This window comes from Pantoea sp. Ep11b (assembly GCF_040783975.1).
In the GTDB taxonomy this organism is placed as follows: domain Bacteria; phylum Pseudomonadota; class Gammaproteobacteria; order Enterobacterales; family Enterobacteriaceae; genus Pantoea.
In genome coordinates this window covers 1,052,182-1,070,331 of the sequence record NZ_CP160631.1, presented here as the reverse complement: position 1 = coordinate 1,070,331, position 18,150 = coordinate 1,052,182, and the positions used below count along the sequence as shown (strand labels likewise).

Genomic DNA, 18,150 nt, shown 5'->3' with positions numbered 1-18,150 from the left:
ATTAACGCACCTTCAGCGTGGCCAGGCCAATCAGCACCAGCATTAGCGAAATGATCCAGAAGCGCACAATCACGCGCGGTTCCGGCCAGCCCTTGAGTTCATAGTGGTGATGGATCGGCGCCATGCGGAAAATACGCTGGCCGCGTAACTTGAACGATCCCACCTGCAGGATCACCGACAGCGTTTCAACCACAAACACGCCGCCCATGATCACCAGCAAAAATTCCTGACGCAGCAGTACGGCGATGGTGCCCAGTGCGCCGCCCAGCGCCAGCGAGCCGACGTCGCCCATAAAGACCTGAGCCGGATAGGTGTTAAACCAGAGGAAGCCCAGCCCTGCCCCAACGATGGCAGTACAGACGATCACCAGTTCACCCGCGTGACGCAGATAAGGGATGTGCAGGTACTCCGCAAATTTGACGTTACCGGTGGCCCAGGCGACCAGCGCAAAGCCCGCCGCGACAAATACGGTTGGCATGATAGCCAGACCATCCAGGCCATCGGTCAGGTTGACCGCGTTACCGGTGCCGACAATTACAAAGTAGGCCAGCAGCACATAGAACAGGCCCAGCTGCGGCATGATGTCTTTAAAGAAAGGCACCACCAGCTGGGTCGCGGGTGTATCTTTGCCCGCCGCATAGAGTCCGAAGGCCACGCCCAGCGAGATCACTGACATCCAGAAATATTTCCAGCGGGCGATCAGGCCTTTGGTGTCTTTGCGCACGACTTTGCGGTAGTCATCGACAAAGCCGATGATGCCGAAGCCAATCAGGACGAACAGCACACACCAGACGTACGGATTAGAGGGATAGGCCCACATCAGCACGGAGACGGTGATGGAGGTCAGGATCATAATGCCGCCCATCGTAGGCGTGCCGCGCTTGCTGAAGTGTGACTCCGGGCCATCGTTACGGACAACCTGGCCAATCTGTAATTTCTGCAGCCAGGCGATCAGGCGCGGTCCCATCCAGAGCGAGAGAAATAACGCGGTCAGCAGGCTGACGATGGCGCGAAACGTCAGATACGAAAAGACGTTAAAGCCGGAATAAAAAGCGACCAGATGCTCGGCCAGCCAGACTAACATGTTCCTTTCTCCTTTAAGCTCTGTACTACCTGCTCCATGGCGGCACTACGTGAACCTTTTATCAAGACTGTAATTTCTGAGTGTTCGGACAACAACTGACGCAAACGTTCAGTCAGCGCCGTCTTATCGCTGAAATGTTCGCCAACTCCGCTGCTTTCGCCGATAAAATGGCTGAATCTGCCGGTGGTCAGTACGCGATCGATACCGGCATCACGCGCCGCTTCTCCGACTTCGCGGTGACATTTTTCTGTTTCGTCGCCCAGTTCCGCCATGTCACCCGCGACCAGCACCCGGTAGCCTGGCATCTCTGAGAGCACCTGCGCGGCGGCGGTCATCGACCCGACGTTGGCGTTGTAGCTGTCATCCAGCAGCAACTGATTCGCAGAGAGGCGAACCGGGAACAGGCGACCCGGCACCGACTGCAGGTTTCTGAGTCCCTGCTGAACGGCGCTGAGCGGAGCGTCCACCGACAGCGCCAGCGCCGCGGCCGCCAGGGCGTTAGCGATGTTGTGACGTCCCGGCAGCGGCAGCACGATGTCGATCGTGCCGCGCGGCGTCTTCATCACGAAATGGGTGCCATCCTGCGCGATGCGGATATCGTGGGCGGAAAAATCACACTCTGCCGCCTGCGGCGAGAAGCGCCACACTGTTTTATCCTGCAGTGTGCGCTGCCAGTTGGGCCAGTCATTGCTTTCGGCATTCAGAATGGCGATCCCCTGAGCCGGTAAGCCCTGAAAAATCTCGCCTTTGGCTTTGGCAACACCTTCCAGTGAACCAAAACCTTCCAGATGGGCAGCGGCCAGGTTGTTTACCAGCGCGCTTTCCGGCTTCACCAGATCGGTGGTGTAGGCGATTTCGCCCTGATGATTCGCACCCAGTTCGATCACCGCATACTGATGCTCTGCGGTCAGCCGCAGCAGCGTCATCGGCACGCCATAATCGTTGTTCAGGTTGCCCGCCGTGTAGAGCGTTTCGCCGCACTGACGCAGAATCGCGGCCGTCATCTCTTTAACTGAGGTCTTGCCGGAGGAGCCGGTCAGTGCCACCACGCGCGCGGTGGACTGCTGACGCACCCACGCGCCCAGTCTGCCAAAGGCGAGGCGGGTATCCGCAACCACGACCTGCGGCACAGCGACAGGTAAATGCTTACTCACCAGCAGCGCCTGCGCGCCACTGGCAATCGCATCGGCGGCGAAGTCGTGAGCATCAAAGCGTTCGCCGACCAGCGCCACAAACAGGCTGCCTGCGGTCACGCGGCGGGTGTCAGTGGTCACCTCATTCAGCGTCAGATCGCTGCCGTGCAGCGTGCCGCCGGTGATCTGCGCCAGCGTCTGTAATGAAACCGGGATCATGCTACGCCTCCCAGCAGTGCCGCAACGGTGGCACGATCGGAATAGTCGAGACGGTGATTACCGATGATCTGATAATCTTCATGGCCTTTGCCAGCCACCAGCACGATATCGTCGGGCTGCGCCTGCATAATGGTGTTAGTGACCGCCTGCGCACGGCCGGCGACCACGCGTGCGCGGCCGGGGTCCAGCAATCCGGTCAGAATGTCGTTTACAATCGCCTGAGGATCTTCGCTGCGCGGGTTGTCATCCGTAATGACCACGACATCCGCATACTGCTCAGCGATCGCGCCCATCAGAGGACGTTTGCCTTTGTCGCGATCGCCGCCACAGCCAAACAGGCACCAGAGTTTGCCTTTGCAGTGCAGGCGGGCCGCTTCCAGCGCCTTTTCCAGCGCATCCGGTGTGTGGGCATAATCCACCACCACCGTGGGTTTTCCTGCGGCGCTGAAGACTTCCATGCGCCCGTTGACCGGCTGCAGCTGCGAAGCCACACTGACCAGCGTGGTCAGCGGATAATCCAGCGACAGCAGCGTTGCCAGCGCCAGCATCAGGTTGCTGACGTTGAAGGCGCCCATCAGCGGGCTGTCGATCTCGCCATCGCCCCAGCTGGAGCTGAAGCGGATGTGCGCACCGTTGTCGTGATAGGTCACCGCATCGGCTTTCAGCCAGCGGCCCCGGCAGCCCGGCTGCAGGTTATCTTCCAGCGTTACGGCGACGGCATCAGGCAGGCGCGCCAGCCAGCGACGGCCGACCTCATCATCCGCGTTCAGGATCGCCTGGCCGACCTGGTGTTCAGAAAACAGCAGCCACTTGGCTGACTCGTAGCCCTGCATATCGCCGTGATAATCGAGATGATCGCGGCTGAGATTGGTAAAGACCGCGGCGGCAAACGGCAGCGCCGCCACGCGATGCTGCACCAGGCCGTGCGACGAGACTTCCATCGCGGTCAGGGTCGCCCCTTTTTCGGCCAGATCGTGCAGCAGATGCTGAACATCGACCGCCGAACCGGTGGTGTTTTCCGCCGCCGATAAGTGACCGACCAGCCCATTGCCGACGGTGCCCATGACCGCGCTGGTTTCACCCAGCAGCGCTGCCCACTGCGCCAGCAGCTGTGTGGTCGTGGTTTTACCGTTGGTGCCGGTGACACCAATCAGCGTCTGCTTTTCGCCCGGCTGCTGATAAAAGCGGCCTGCCAGCGCCGACAGACGCTGAGGCAGCTGGGCCAGATAGATGACCGGCACCCCGTGCATTTCACGGATCTCGCCGTCAGCCGCTTCACCCTCGGCTTCCGCCACCACCGCCGCCACGCCCTGCGCGATCGCCTGTGGAATAAAACGGCGTCCGTCGACCTGGTGGCCTGCAACCGCGACAAACAGATCGCCAGAAGCCGCCAGGCGGCTGTCCAGGGTCATGTCGCGCAAAGGGCGCGCCGGCGCGCCTGGCACCCAGGGGCCGAGTAAGTCGCGCAGGTTACGATCTGTCACTTGTTTCCTCACTTCTGTTAGTCACCAGCTCGTTCTTGTCATTTGTCGGTAACGCATCCGGCTCAATGTTCATGGTGCGCAGTACGCCGCCCATGATGGCACCAAACACCGGTGCGGAAACCGCACCGCCGTAATACTTGCCGGCCTGTGGATCGTTGATCACCACCACCAGCGCGAATCGGGGATGACTCGCAGGCGCCACGCCTGCGGTATAAGCAATGTATTTATTGACGTAACGTCCGTCCGGACCGACCTTTTTCGCCGTACCGGTTTTTATCGCAATCCGGTAGCCCTTGATGGCCGCTTTGACGCCGCCGCCGCCGGGCAGCGCCACGCTTTCCATCATATGCATCACGGTTTTAACCAGTGATTCATCGAAGACGCGCTGACCCGCGACGGGGGGATCGACTTTGGTGATCGACAGCGGACGGTTAATGCCATAGCTGCCAATCGTTGCGTAGACCCGCGCTAACTGTAACGGCGTTACCATTAGCCCGTAGCCAAAAGAGAAGGTGGCCCTCTCTATGTCAGACCACCGTTGTTTTTTAGGGTATAAGCCACTGCTTTCCCCGACCAACCCCAAATTGGTCGGTTTACCCAGGCCAAAGCGCGCGTAAGTTTCTACCAGCGCTGAGGAGGGCATCGCTAACGCCAGACGTGAAACACCGACGTTACTCGACTTCTGCAAAACCCCTGTCAGGGTCAGTTCGTTGTAGCGCGCCACATCCTTGATCTCATGACCATTGACGCGGTACGGCACGGTATTCAGGACGCTGTTCTCTCTGACCACGCCACGCTGCAGCGCCGTCATCACCACCATCGGCTTCACAGTCGAGCCTGGCTCAAAGATGTCGGTGATCGCGCGGTTGCGCATCAGATCTTTCGGCGTGTTGCTGAGGTTGTTCGGGTTGTAAGCCGGGCTGTTGGCCATCGCCAGCACTTCGCCGGTGTTCACGTCCACCAGCACCGCTGTTCCCGACTCCGCTTTGTTAAAGGCGACAGCGTTGTTGAGTTCACGGTAGACCAGCGCCTGGAGCCGCTCATCGATGCTGAGCGTCAGGTTGTGGGCGGCGCGGCTGTCCACGGAAGAGATATCTTCAATGACCCGGCCATAGCGATCTTTACGCACCGTTCTTTCGCCCGGCGCGCCGGTGAGCCACTTATCAAAGCTCTTTTCGATGCCTTCAATGCCCTGGCCATCGATGTTGGTGAAGCCAATCAGATGGGAGGTCACCTGCCCGGCAGGATAGTAGCGGCGCGACTCTTCGCGCAGATGAATACCCGGCAGTTTGAGTTTTTTGACGTAGTCGCCGATGGCCGGATTGACCTGGCGCGCCAGATAGACAAAGCGGCCTTTGGGATTGGCATTAACGCGGGCTGCCAGCTGATCGAGCGGAATCGAGAGCGCATCGGAGAGCGCCTTCCAGCGGCTGTCCAGCGTCACGCCGCCCCCGGCGTGCAGCTCTTTGGGATCGGCCCAGATCGCATTCACCGGCACACTCACCGCCAGCGGGCGTCCGGCGCGGTCGCTGATCATCCCGCGCGACGTCGGCACCGCCTGAACGCGCAGTGAGCGCAGATCGCCCTCTTTAACCAGCTTGCCCGGATTAATCACCTGCAGCCAGGCCACCCGCGACAGCAGGCCTCCCAGCGCCAGCAAAATACAGCCGCACAGCAACGCAAAACGCCAGCTTACAAAGCTGGCCTTATCTTCCGGTTTCTTTAACTTCAGCGTTCTGCCTGTACCGCTCATTCGCTATCTGAAATCCTTATTTCTGCACCACGATATTTTCTTGTGAAGGATCAACGTGCTGCAGTTGCAGCTTCTCGGTGGCAATGCGTTCGACACGACTGTGGTCGCCCAGGGCATTCTCTTCCAGAATCAGGTTGCGCCACTCAATGTCCAGCGCGTCACGCTCCAGGACCAGCTGCTCACGCTGTGCGGTAAGCAGGCGTGTTTTGTGGGTAGTGGTCACCACCAGCACAGCCGACACCACTACGGCGATCAGCAACAGCACCGGAATCTTGCCCTTTCGCAGCAGATCCCCGCCGATGACGGCGGGCAGACTGTGACGCTCGTTACCGATCATGCGTCGGTTTTCTCCGCGATACGTAATACCGAGCTGCGGGCGCGTGGGTTTTCGGCAACTTCTGCATCACCCGGCGACATTTTGCCGAGCAGTTTCAGTTCCCGGCCACCCAGGGCGCGCAGCTGATGTTCGGTCATCGGCAGCCCGGCAGGCACCTGCGGCCCGCGACTCTGGTCGCGCATAAAGCGTTTAACCAGCCGATCTTCCAGGGAATGGAAGCTGATCACCGAGAGACGCCCCTGCGGAGCCAGTACCTCAACCGCACCTTTCAGGGCAGTGTCGATCTCTTCCAGCTCACTGTTAATCCAGATACGAATGGCCTGGAAGCTGCGCGTGGCCGGATGCTTGAACTTATCTTTTACCGGTGTGGCGACGGCAATAACTTCAGCCAGTTCCCGGGTGCGGGTCATCGGCTGTTCGCGATTGCGTTCGACGATAGCCCGGGCGATGCGCTTAGCGAATCGCTCTTCACCGTAGGTTTTCAGGACGAAGGCGATGTCAGCCTCTTCCGCATTCAGCAGCCACTCTGCGGCAGACTGACCCCGGGAAGGGTCCATGCGCATATCCAGCGGCCCGTCACGCATAAAGGAGAAGCCGCGTTCCGCATCATCCAGCTGCGGCGAGGAGACGCCCAGATCCAGCAGGATGCCATCAATTTTCCCGACCAGATCCCGTTCTGTCACATACTCTGCGAGGGCGGAAAAAGGACCATGAATAATGGAAAAGCGCGGGTCAGTGATGTCGGCAGCGGCAGCAATCGCCTGCGGGTCCCGATCGATAGCGATCAGCCTGCCCTTCTCTCCCAGCTGAGAAAGAATCAGGCGTGAATGACCACCGCGACCAAAGGTGCCGTCGATGTAAATACCGTCTTCCCTGATATTGAGGCCGTTAACCGCCTCGTCCAACAGTACGGTGGTATGTTTGAAATTTTCCTGCATAGCTATAGCGACAAGTCCTGCAACCGCTCAGATAAAGGCTCCTGAGCCGACTGTTCTGCGTCAATATCGTCCCTGACTTGTTGATACCAGGTCTGTTCATCCCACAGCTCAAACTTGTTGAACTGTCCAACCAGCATCACTTCTTTGGTTAATTTTGCATGCTGCCGAAGCGTGTTCGCCAGCAGCAGGCGGCCCGCGCTGTCCATCTGACATTCACTGGCATGGCCCAGCAGCAAACGCTGCACACGACGCTCAAGTGGATTCATACTGGAAAGGCGTGCCAGCTTTTTTTCAATGATTTCCCATTCGGGCAGGGTATAAAGCAACAGGCATGGCTGGTGGAGGTCGATGGTACAGACCATCTGCCCCTGAGACTCCCCGATCAGCAAATCGCGATAGCGCGTCGGTACGGCGAGCCGCCCTTTGCTGTCGAGATTGACTAACGTTGCTCCGCGGAACATGCCAGTCTCTCCTCCTGGTCACCCGTTTACACCACTTTATCCCACTTTTTACCACGAAACGAGTTTAAGGACCCGGGGAAATCGTTGTCAAGCCGGAGCGGTAGCTGAATATCACTCTTTACAGAGCGCAAAATTAATCTCTGGCGACGATATAATCGAATGAAAGAGAAAAGTAAAAATTAAGCCAATGAATATCTGAATAAAAAAAACGACCTGTGAAAAAACGCTTAAAAATGAAACAATGTGACCGACTTAATATTTATCGCAGTCCGGCATAAAGCTGCGGCATTTTAGGGGATTTCTGAAAGGAAGCCCAGCGGGTTCAGGAGCTACGGGGCCGGGAAGTTTGTTGAAGTTGTAAGCAGATAATAAAATTCGTGCTTTCTGCTTTGTTAGATTTGATGAGGAGAATTTACGCTTTTTTACGCCGACCTGTTTATTTAATCAGTTAAATCGTGAAATAAAGCGGGCGGGCATGGTAATACCCGCCTGAGATTCATTTCACTCTTCGGCTTAATTGTCCGCGCCGGTATAAATTACGCCGGATGCGGGTTAAACCCGGTTTCGGTTTTCTGGGCTCATCCAGCGAGGCTAAAACTAATTCCAGCACGCGCTCTGCCACATCGCGATGACGCTGCCCGACGGCCAGCACCGGACACTCAAGAAAATCGAGCAGTTCGTGGTCGCCAAAGGTGGCAATCGCCAGCTCGGTCGGCAGGCGCCCGTCTCGTTTCAGCGTCACATCCATCACCCCCTGCAGCAGACCAAAGGAGGTGGTAAACAGCGCCTCCGGCATCGGGTGATCTTCAAGATAACGTTCAAACAGCGCGGCGGCGGCGGTCCGCTCAAAACTGTTGCAGTAGATGTAGTCTATCGGGCGGGAATCGCCTTTCCAGGCGTCACGGAAGCCCATTTCGCGCAGGAAACTCACGGAGAGCTCAGGTAGCGCCCCCAGGAAAAGTACATTTTTGACATCCAGCTGACGCAATTCAGCGGCCAGCGTCTGCGCATCGTCCTGGTCGGCACCGACGACGCTGGTGAAGTGCTCACGATCCAGCGCCCGGTCTAACGCGATGATCGGCAGCGGATCGTTGATCCAGCGCTGATAGAAAGGGTGTTCCGGCGGTAACGAGGTTGAGACGATGATCGCATCGACCTGCCGCTGGAGCAGATGCTCGATGCAGCGCATCTCGTTATCGGGCTGATCTTCTGAACAGGCGATCAGCAGCTGGTAGCCGCGCTGGCGCGCCTGCCGCTCAAGATAGTTGGCAATACGGGTGTAACTGGTGTTTTCCAGATCGGGAATCACTAATCCAATCGAGCGCGTGCGCCCGGCGCGCAGCCCGGCGGCCACCGCATTAGGGTGATAATTATGCTCACGAACCACCGCCATCACTTTCTCAACGGTTTTGTCGCTGACACGATACTGCCGCGCTTTGCCATTGATGACATAACTGGCCGTGGTGCGCGATACGCCTGCTAAACGCGCGATTTCATCCAGCTTCACGATAACCCCACCATCAACTCCGCGTTGCGGCAGAATAGCCGCAGTTACGCTATGGATAACCTATGACTCTCATCTAACAGCAGAAAAGTGCGCGGAGCAACCGCTTTTCTGAATGTAATCCGCCTGGCGCATAAAAAATAAAAAAACCCGGCATTTCGCCGGGTTAGGTCAGGATCGATGATCACGCTGCGTGATTAACGCATGATGCGATCGCCGCGTGAAACGCCCACGATACCGGAGCGCGCCACCTCAACGATTTCAGCCACCTCGCGCACGGAGTTCAGGAAGGCGTCCAGTTTGTCGCTGGTGCCTGCAAGCTGAACCGTGTACAGCGTTGGCGTCACGTCGATAATCTGACCGCGGAAGATCTCGGCATTCCGCTTCACCTCTTCGCGGCCATAACCGCTGGCCTGAATCTTCACCAGCATGATTTCGCGCTCAACGTAAGCACCCTGGCCCAGTTCGGTAACGCGCAGGACATCGACCAGCTTGTGCAGCTGCTTCTCGATCTGCTCCAGCACCTTCTGATCGCCCACAGTCTGGATAGTCATCCGCGACAGGGTCGGATCGTCAGTCGGTGCCACGGTCAGGCTTTCGATGTTGTAGCCACGCTGCGAGAACAGGCCGACGACACGGGATAATGCGCCGGATTCATTCTCCAGCAGAACTGATAAAATACGACGCATAATTATGTCCTCTCCGTTTTGCTTAACCACATCTCATCCATGCTGCCACCGCGAATCTGCATCGGGTAGACGTGTTCGCTACCGTCAACGGTGACATCCACAAAGACCAGACGCCCCTTCGCCAGGGTTTCCAGCGCCAGCGTCAGCTTCTCTTCCAGTTCTGCCGGATGCTCAATGGCGATCCCGATGTGGCCATAGGCTTCTGCCAGGCGGACGAAATCAGGCAGCGACTCCATATAAGACTGAGAGTGACGGCCCGAGTAGATCATATCCTGCCACTGCTTCACCATGCCCAGCACCCGGTTATTCAGGTTCAGCACCAGCACCGGCAGATCGTACTGCAGCGCGGTCGACAGCTCCTGAATATTCATCTGGATACTGCCATCGCCCGTGACGCAGATAACCGTCTCTTCCGGCAGCGCCATCTTCACGCCCAGCGCGGCAGGCAGGCCGAAGCCCATCGTGCCGAGACCGCCGGAGTTGATCCAGCGACGCGGTTTATCGAACGGATAATAGAGCGCCGCAAACATCTGGTGCTGGCCCACATCCGAGGTCACATAGGCCTCGCCTTTGGTCAGGCGGCTGATGGTTTCGATCACGGCCTGCGGCTTGATTTTGTCGCTGGTGCGATCAAACTCCAGACAGTGACGGCTGCGCCAGCCTTCAATCGCCTGCCACCAGTCGTGCAGGCTCTCGCTGCCCGACGGGCTGTCGCTCTGCGCCTGCAACTCCAGCATCTGCTGCAGTACCTGCTTCGCATCACCCACAATCGGAATATCGGCCGCCACCGTTTTGGAGATAGAGGTCGGGTCAATGTCGATATGCATTATCGTGGCGTTGGGGCAATATTTCGCCAGATTGTTGGTGGTGCGGTCATCGAAGCGGACGCCGACGCCAAAAATCAGATCGGCGTTGTGCATCGTCATATTGGCTTCGTAGGTGCCGTGCATGCCCAGCATACCGACACACTGACGGTGGGTGCCCGGAAACGCCCCCAGTCCCATCAGCGAGGTCGTCACCGGCACGTTCAGGCTTTCGGCCAGCTGCAGCAGTTCTGCTTCGCAGCCTGCGGTAATGGCACCGCCACCGGCGTAAATCACCGGCTTCTTCGCGGCCAGCAGTGTAGTCAGGGCGCGTTTGATCTGCCCTTTGTGCCCCTGAATGGTTGGGTTGTAAGAGCGCATGCTGACCGTCTCAGGCCAGTGATAAGGCAGCTTATTCGCCGGGTTCAGAATATCTTTTGGCAGGTCGATCACCACCGGGCCTGGCCGTCCGCTGGCGGCCAGCCAGAACGCCTTCTTCAGGACGCCGGGGATCTCTTCAGTGCTTTTCACCAGGAAGCTGTGCTTCACCACCGGGCGGGAGATGCCGACCATATCGCACTCCTGAAAGGCGTCATAACCAATCAGGGACGAAGGAACCTGGCCCGACAGAATCACCAGCGGAATCGAATCCATATAGGCGGTGGCGATACCGGTAATCGCATTGGTCGCGCCGGGGCCGGAGGTGACCAGCACCACGCCGACTTCGCCGGTCGCGCGCGCCAGGCCATCTGCCATATGCACCGCACCCTGCTCGTGGCGTACCAGAATGTGATCGATACCTCCGACGGTTTGCAGCGCATCGTAAATATCCAGCACTGCGCCACCCGGATAACCGAATACCTGCTTAACGCCCTGATCGATTAACGAACGGACGACCATTTCGGCTCCTGACAACATCTCCATCTTCTGCCTCCAGGCTGCAGAACCTGACGCTGCGGACAGGCCCGCTGGGCCTGTCACATCGCGCCGGTAACTGCTTTGCCAATCTAAAACGTATGTTTATTCACGACAGCGACACAGCGGTCGCGGTCCGGTTACAGAGAAATCTGCTGCGTTCATTGTTCTGAGAGTAGGTCGATTACCATAACCGCACTTAACCGGGCAGGCAAACCGCAAACCCGCGTAAATTAAATGGCGGGGGCGTAAAGGCTCTGCCCGAAAAGAATTGGCTGCGCGGATTAAACTAATTGCGCCGCAGAACCGCAGCGGAAAATGCTGAGGAAGAAATTATTTTCAGCGTGATCTAAGAAATAACGAAAACTTATTACGCCTGGCTCCAGCCCACAATCGTCTGACATTTTTCTTTTCTGGCGTAATTAACCATTAAATCAGTCATGCACATGCGATTATGCTAACCCGGAGGTGATAAATTCTGTGCTTAGCCTGAGTCAGGCCAGGATTAAATGCCTTTTATTTCATGAATATAAACGCATAAAGGAGCTGAATAAGCCGCGCAGCACAAGGGCGTGACTGCTGCCGCCGTTACCCTGCTGTTTAATCCGCTGCCTGACCGTTAAATAACAGAATATCTTCCTTCCGCACCGCGCAGAATAACCCTGCATTGAAGGTTGACATCCCCCGGTGATTCCAGTACCAATATGTGCAGCACAACATTCTATAAGGTTTGAATCCATGTTTCGTTTTGCTCGCCTTCTCGGTCTACTACTAAACGCACACAGCTTGCGCGGTAGACTTGTGGGCGGAATCAGACACTGATTCAAACCTGCTGAAAGTTAAAAACCCGCGCCTGTCGCGGGTTTTTTTATGCTCGTTGCCAGGCCAGAAAACGCATAAGGATGATTACGATGAGTCAGCAAGTCATTATTTTCGATACCACTCTGCGCGACGGTGAACAGGCTTTGCAGGCCAGCCTGAGTGTGAAAGAAAAATTGCAGATCGCGTTAGCGCTGGAGCGCATGGGCGTGGATGTGATGGAAGTCGGTTTCCCGGTCTCCTCACCTGGCGACTTTGAGTCCGTACAGACTATCGCGCGGACCATTAAAAACAGCCGGGTCTGCGGTCTGGCGCGCTGCGTCGAGAAAGATATCGATGCCGCGTATGAATCGCTGCGCGTGGCCGAGGCCTTCCGCATTCATACCTTTATCGCCACCTCGCCGATGCATATCGCGACCAAACTGCGCAGCACACTGCCGGAGGTGATTGAGCGCGCGGTGCATATGGTGAAGCGGGCGCGTAACTACACCAGCGACGTAGAGTTCTCCTGCGAAGATGGCGGCCGTACCCCGATTGATGACCTGTGCCGGATGGTGGAAGCCACGATTAACGCCGGTGCCACCACCATTAATATCCCGGACACCGTCGGCTACACCCTGCCGGGCGAATATGCCCATATCATCAGCGAGCTGATGAACCGCGTACCGAACATTGATAAAGCGATCATCTCTGTGCATACCCATGACGATCTGGGGATGGCAACCGGCAACGCCCTGGCGGCGGTTCAGGCGGGCGCGCGTCAGGTTGAGGGGACGATGAACGGCCTGGGCGAACGTGCAGGTAACTGTGCGCTGGAAGAGGTGATCATGGCGATTAAAACCCGTCAGCAGATCATGAACGTCCACACCAATATTCATCATCAGGAGATCTATCGCACCAGCCAGATGGTCAGCCAGATCTGCAACATGCCGATCCCGGCCAATAAAGCGGTGGTCGGTTCCAACGCCTTCGCTCACTCCTCCGGTATCCATCAGGATGGCGTGCTGAAAAATCGCGAAAACTACGAGATCCTGACGCCGGAGTCGATCGGCTTACATAAAATTCAGCTGAACCTGACCTCGCGTTCCGGTCGTGCGGCGGTAAAACATCGCATGGAAGAGATGGGCTATGCCGAGCAGGATTACAACCTGGATACCCTGTATGACGCCTTCCTGAAGCTGGCCGACAAGAAAGGTCAGGTCTTCGACTACGACCTGGAGGCGCTGGCCTTTATCAACAAACAGAACGAAGAGCCGGAGCATTTCCAGCTGCGTGAATTCAACGTCCAGACCGGCTCCGGCATCACCGCCACCGCCTCCGTTAATCTGGGCTGCGGTGATGAGGCCAAATCCGATGCGGCAACCGGTAACGGTCCGGTGGATGCGGTTTATCAGGCGATTAACCGGATCACCCAGTTTGACGCGGAGCTGGTGGACTACAAACTGACCGCCAAAGGCCATGGTGAAAATGCACTGGGCCAGGTCGATATCGTGGTCGCCTATAACGGCCGCAAGTTCCACGGCGTCGGTCTGGCGACTGATATCGTCGAATCCTCCGCCAAAGCAATGGTCAACGCTCTGAACAACATCTGGCGTGCCCGTCAGGTCGAACAGGAATTGCAGCGCAAATTTAAAGATCAGAAGGAAACCGTATAACCATGTCCAGCTCCTCTCATATCGCAGTTTTACCCGGTGACGGCATCGGCCCGGAAGTGATGGCGCAGGCGATGAAAGTGCTGGATGCCATCCGCCAGCGTTTTGATCTGCAGATTACTACTCAGGAATATGCGGTCGGCGGCATCGCTATCGATCAGTATGGCGAACCTCTGCCACCCGCGACCGTGGCCGGCTGCGAGCAGGCCGACGCGATCCTGTTTGGCTCTGTTGGCGGCCCGAAATGGGAACACCTGCCGCCCGCCTCACAGCCGGAGCGCGGTGCCCTGCTGCCGCTGCGTAAGCACTTTAAGCTGTTCAGTAACCTGCGTCCGGCGGCGCTCTACAGCGGACTGGAAGCATTCTGCCCGCTGCGCAGCGACATCGCCGCGAAGGGCTTCGATATTCTGTGCGTACGTGAACTGACCGGCGGCATCTACTTTGGTCAGCCGAAAGGACGTGAAGGCAGCGGCCCGGAAGAGCGCGCCTTCGATACTGAGGTCTATCACCGCTTTGAGATCGAGCGCATCGCCCGCATCGCCTTCGAGTCCGCCCGCAAGCGTCGCAACAAGGTCACATCGGTCGATAAAGCGAACGTGCTGCAGACCTCGGTCATGTGGCGTGAGATTGTCAACGAGGTGGCTAAAGAGTACCCGGACGTACAGCTGAGCCACATCTATATCGACAACGCCACCATGCAGCTGATCAAAGATCCTTCGCAGTTTGATGTGCTGCTCTGCTCCAACCTGTTTGGTGACATTCTCTCTGACGAATGCGCCATGATCACCGGCTCGATGGGGATGCTGCCCTCCGCCAGCCTGAACGAAGCGGGCTTTGGCCTGTTCGAACCGGCCGGTGGCTCCGCGCCGGATATCGCGGGTCAGAATATTGCTAACCCGGTCGCCCAGATCCTGTCGCTGTCGCTGCTGCTGCGTTACAGCCTGAATGCTGATGCGGCTGCCGATAGTATCGAACGCGCCATCAGCCGTGCGCTGGAACAGGGCTACCGCACCAAAGATTTAGCCGGTGATGGCCCTGCGGTCAGCACAGATGAGATGGGCAGCATCATTGCCCGCTTTATCGCCGAGGAAAAATAAAACAATGAAAACCTTATACCAGAAGTTATTTGATGCTCATGTCGTTCACGAAGCGCCGAATGAAACGCCGTTACTCTACATCGATCGTCACCTGATCCATGAAGTGACCTCGCCCCAGGCTTTCGACGGGCTGCGCGCGCACGGGCGTAAAGTCCGTCAGCCGGGCAAAACCTTTGCCACCATGGATCACAACGTCTCGACGCAGACCAAAGACATCAATGCCTCCGGCGAGATGGCGCGTATTCAGATGCAGGAGCTGATGAAGAACTGCGCAGAGTTTGGCGTCCAGCTGTATGACCTGAACCACCCTTTCCAGGGCATCGTCCACGTTATCGGCCCTGAGCAGGGCATGACGCTGCCGGGCATGACCATCGTCTGCGGCGACTCGCACACCGCGACGCACGGCGCTTTTGGCTCGCTGGCCTTTGGTATCGGCACCTCTGAAGTCGAGCATGTGTTTGCCACTCAGACGCTGAAACAGGGTCGGGCTAAAACCATGAAGATCGAAGTGCTGGGTCAGGCTTCCACCGGCATTACCGCAAAAGATATCGTGCTGGCGATCATCGGCAAAACCGGCAGCGCAGGCGGTACCGGCTATGTGGTTGAATTCTGCGGCCCGGCGATCCAGGCGCTGAGCATGGAAGGCCGTATGACCCTGTGCAACATGGCGATCGAAATGGGCGCGAAAGCGGGCCTGGTCGCACCGGATGAGACGACCTTCAGCTACCTGAAGGGTCGCCAGTTCTCGCCGCAGGGTGAGAAATGGGATCAGGCCGTAGAGTACTGGCGCACGCTGAAGTCTGACGAGGGCGCGCACTATGATGCGGTGGTGACGCTGCAGGCGGAAGAGATTGCGCCGCAGGTGACCTGGGGCACCAACCCGGGCCAGGTGATCGCAGTCGATCAGCTGATCCCGAATCCGGCCTCGTTTGCCGATCCGGTGGAGCGCGCCTCTGCGGAAAAAGCGCTGGCCTACATGAACCTGCAGCCCGGCATCCGTCTGACCGACGTCGCGATTGATAAGGTGTTCATCGGCTCCTGCACCAACTCCCGTATTGAAGACCTGCGTGCGGCGGCCGCGATCGCCAAAGGCCGCAGGGTCGCGCCGGGCGTGATTGCGATGGTGGTACCGGGTTCCGGTCCGGTGAAGGCGCAGGCTGAAGCGGAAGGTCTGGATAAAATCTTCCTGGAAGCGGGCTTTGAATGGCGTCTGCCGGGCTGCTCGATGTGTCTGGCGATGAATAACGACCGTCTGAATCCGGGCGAGCGCTGCGCCTCCACCAGCAACCGTAACTTTGAAGGCCGTCAGGGCCGCGGTGGCCGGACGCATCTGGTCAGCCCGGCGATGGCCGCAGCGGCGGCCGTGACCGGCCACTTTGCCGACATCCGTGAACTGACGACAGGAGCTTAAGTCATGGCGAATAAATTTACTCAGCACACCGGCATTGTTGCGCCGCTGGATGCCGCGAACGTGGACACCGACGCGATCATCCCTAAACAGTTTTTGCAGAAGGTCACCCGCACCGGCTTTGGCCAGCATCTGTTCCATGACTGGCGTTTTGAAGATGACGCCGGTACGGTGCCGACCCCCGGCTTTGTGCTGAACAAACCCGAATTCAAAGGCACCAGCATCCTGCTGGCGCGCGAGAACTTTGGCTGTGGCTCCTCACGCGAGCACGCGCCATGGGCGCTGACCGATTTTGGTTTTCACGTCGTCATCGCGCCGAGCTTTGCAGATATCTTTTACGGCAACAGCTTCAACAACCAGCTGCTGCCGGTGAAGTTAAGCGAAGAGCAGGTGGATGAGCTGTTCAGACTGGTTGCGGCCCAGCCCGGCATCAGTTTCACGGTCGATCTGGAAGCGCAGACGGTCACCGCAGGCGACAAAGTCTATCCGTTTGAGCTGGACAGCTTCCGCCGTCACTGCATGATAAACGGTCTCGACAGCATCGGCCTGACGCTGCAGCACGAAGCGTCGATTTCACAGTATGAGCAGAATCAGCCCGCCTTTCTGCGCTGATGAGGGTAAGCAGGGGCGACACCCGGTCGCCCCTGTTCTTTATACGTCGCGCACCCGCGCCGACATCACCAGCGCCACCACCGCCAGTCCGAACGCCAGCCAGTAAACCGCCTCATGCCCCAGCCGCTCGCTGAGCGTCCCCTGAATCACCCCCGCCAGGATCATGCCGGTCGAGATGGAGTTGGTGAACAGCGTGGTCGCTGCGCCTGGCCGTCCCGGCATCAGATCCTGAAACCACAGCATCCCGATGCCCGCAATAATCCCGACAAACACGGCGTTAAACAGCTGCAGCACCATCAGTGACGCGCGGGAGTTAAACAGCACCAGCCCCAGATAGAACAACACGCCGGCCGCCACCGCGATCAGCATTAACCGGCGCTTACCGATACGACGCGCATAGTGGCCCGCCAGCAGCATCACCGGGATCTCCAGCCCGGCCGCCGTGCCCATCAGCAGACCGGCCAGCTTCTCCGGCAGGCCCAGCGTGGTGCTGATATAGAGCGGCATATCGATGATATACATGGTGTTGCAGGTCCACATCACCACCGAGGCGATGAACAGCAGGCGCACATCCCGATCGCGCCAGCCGCTTATCGGCAGCCCGCCGCTCTGCATCAGCGGCTGGCTGCGCGGCACCGACGGCAGGGTAAACCAGACCAGCAGGATACAGATCAGAAACAGCGCGGCGGCCACGCTGAACAGCGTGACGAAGCCGTAGTTCAGCGCCAGAGCAAAGGAGAGCGGCGGCCCGATCACCCACGCCAGCGAAAGCTGCGCACGCATGATCGAACTGAACATCACCGCTTCGCGTGCCGACTGGTCGGCATACTCCCGCGCCAGCGCAAAGAGCTGAGGCATGGACACACTGGCCAGCGCCGACAGCAGCACGCCCAGAGTGAGCAGCGTCAGATAGTGCCGGGTAAAGGCGAACAGCAGCGCATTGGCCAGCGCCATCAGGCAGCAGAAGAGGATGATATGACGCCGGTCGCCCACGCTGTCAGAGCGTTTTGCCACCAGCATACTCACCACGATCCCGGCTACCGCATTGAGGGTAAAAAACAGGCCGACCCAGAAGGGTCGCGCCTGCACCTCGCGCGTCAGAAACAGGCTGAGGGTCGGTGCCTGCAATGCACCGGCCACGCCCAGCATGAAAGAGGCGACCATAAAAGCGAGGTAAACCGGATTGATGCGGCGCTGCCGCGTTAACAGCGATTTCATAGCGAAATCCCTTACAGGACAAAC

Annotated in this window: 16 protein-coding genes; 5 read left to right on the top strand and 11 right to left on the bottom strand. The window is 58.1% G+C overall.

Annotation, left to right across the window (positions count from 1 at the left end; all coding sequences use genetic code 11):
* Position 1 precedes the first annotated feature (1 nt).
* From mraY to ilvI, 10 genes are all read right to left on the bottom strand, one after another.
* Positions 2 to 1,084 carry a phospho-N-acetylmuramoyl-pentapeptide-transferase gene (gene mraY, locus AB1748_RS04910; protein ID WP_111139404.1) on the bottom strand — a complete coding sequence of 361 codons (1,083 nt, stop codon included), beginning with the start codon at positions 1,082 to 1,084 and terminating at the stop codon, positions 2 to 4.
* Positions 1,078 to 2,436 carry a UDP-N-acetylmuramoyl-tripeptide--D-alanyl-D-alanine ligase gene (murF, locus tag AB1748_RS04905; RefSeq protein WP_111139403.1) on the bottom strand — a complete coding sequence of 453 codons (1,359 nt, stop codon included), beginning with the start codon at positions 2,434 to 2,436 and terminating at the stop codon, positions 1,078 to 1,080. The genes mraY and murF overlap by 7 nt, the downstream gene beginning before the upstream one ends.
* Positions 2,433 to 3,920: a UDP-N-acetylmuramoyl-L-alanyl-D-glutamate--2,6-diaminopimelate ligase gene (gene murE, locus AB1748_RS04900; RefSeq protein ID WP_367396077.1), complete on the bottom strand. Its 1,488-nt coding sequence runs from the start codon at positions 3,918 to 3,920 to the stop codon at positions 2,433 to 2,435. The genes murF and murE overlap by 4 nt, the downstream gene beginning before the upstream one ends.
* Positions 3,907 to 5,673: a peptidoglycan glycosyltransferase FtsI gene (locus tag AB1748_RS04895; RefSeq protein WP_111139401.1), complete on the bottom strand. Its 1,767-nt coding sequence runs from the start codon at positions 5,671 to 5,673 to the stop codon at positions 3,907 to 3,909. The genes murE and AB1748_RS04895 overlap by 14 nt, the downstream gene beginning before the upstream one ends.
* 16 nt (positions 5,674 to 5,689) lie before the next feature.
* Entirely contained in the window at positions 5,690 to 6,010 is a 321-nt protein-coding gene (gene ftsL, locus AB1748_RS04890) for a cell division protein FtsL (RefSeq protein ID WP_003854764.1), read from the bottom strand.
* Positions 6,007 to 6,948: a 16S rRNA (cytosine(1402)-N(4))-methyltransferase RsmH gene (rsmH, locus tag AB1748_RS04885; RefSeq protein ID WP_111139400.1), complete on the bottom strand. Its 942-nt coding sequence runs from the start codon at positions 6,946 to 6,948 to the stop codon at positions 6,007 to 6,009. The genes ftsL and rsmH overlap by 4 nt, the downstream gene beginning before the upstream one ends.
* 2 nt (positions 6,949 to 6,950) lie before the next feature.
* A complete protein-coding gene (mraZ, locus tag AB1748_RS04880) occupies positions 6,951 to 7,409 on the bottom strand; it encodes a division/cell wall cluster transcriptional repressor MraZ (RefSeq protein WP_111139399.1) in 459 nt (152 codons plus the stop codon).
* A 496-nt stretch (positions 7,410 to 7,905) separates the two neighbouring features.
* Entirely contained in the window at positions 7,906 to 8,916 is a 1,011-nt protein-coding gene (gene cra, locus AB1748_RS04875) for a catabolite repressor/activator (RefSeq protein ID WP_111139398.1), read from the bottom strand.
* Positions 8,917 to 9,110: 194 nt separating this feature from the next.
* Positions 9,111 to 9,602, bottom strand: coding sequence for an acetolactate synthase small subunit (gene ilvN, locus AB1748_RS04870; protein ID WP_009092152.1), 492 nt, complete (start codon positions 9,600 to 9,602; stop codon positions 9,111 to 9,113).
* A 2-nt stretch (positions 9,603 to 9,604) separates the two neighbouring features.
* On the bottom strand, positions 9,605 to 11,329 hold the full coding sequence (gene ilvI, locus AB1748_RS04865) for an acetolactate synthase 3 large subunit (protein WP_111139397.1): 1,725 nt from the start codon (positions 11,327 to 11,329) through the stop codon (positions 9,605 to 9,607).
* Positions 11,330 to 12,058: 729 nt separating this feature from the next.
* Here ilvI and leuL point away from each other — a divergent pair.
* The 5 genes from leuL (at position 12,059) to leuD (ending at position 16,908) form a co-directional block, all read left to right on the top strand.
* On the top strand, positions 12,059 to 12,142 hold the full coding sequence (leuL, locus tag AB1748_RS04860; RefSeq protein ID WP_111139396.1) for a leu operon leader peptide: 84 nt from the start codon (positions 12,059 to 12,061) through the stop codon (positions 12,140 to 12,142).
* A gap of 89 nt (positions 12,143 to 12,231) precedes the next feature.
* Positions 12,232 to 13,794, top strand: a complete 1,563-nt coding sequence (gene leuA, locus AB1748_RS04855) for a 2-isopropylmalate synthase (RefSeq protein ID WP_111139395.1) — start codon at positions 12,232 to 12,234, stop codon at positions 13,792 to 13,794.
* Between the two features lie 2 nt (positions 13,795 to 13,796).
* Entirely contained in the window at positions 13,797 to 14,888 is a 1,092-nt protein-coding gene (gene leuB, locus AB1748_RS04850; RefSeq protein WP_111139394.1) for a 3-isopropylmalate dehydrogenase, read from the top strand.
* Between the two features lie 4 nt (positions 14,889 to 14,892).
* On the top strand, positions 14,893 to 16,299 hold the full coding sequence (gene leuC / locus AB1748_RS04845; RefSeq protein ID WP_293774757.1) for a 3-isopropylmalate dehydratase large subunit: 1,407 nt from the start codon (positions 14,893 to 14,895) through the stop codon (positions 16,297 to 16,299).
* Positions 16,300 to 16,302: 3 nt separating this feature from the next.
* The gene (gene leuD, locus AB1748_RS04840; RefSeq protein ID WP_111139392.1) at positions 16,303 to 16,908 is read left to right on the top strand and encodes a 3-isopropylmalate dehydratase small subunit; all 606 of its coding nucleotides are present in this window, start codon (positions 16,303 to 16,305) and stop codon (positions 16,906 to 16,908) included.
* 39 nt (positions 16,909 to 16,947) lie between these two features.
* Here the strand turns inward: leuD and AB1748_RS04835 are convergent, their stop codons facing one another.
* Entirely contained in the window at positions 16,948 to 18,126 is a 1,179-nt protein-coding gene (locus AB1748_RS04835) for an MFS transporter (protein ID WP_111139391.1), read from the bottom strand.
* Positions 18,127 to 18,150 lie beyond the last annotated feature (24 nt).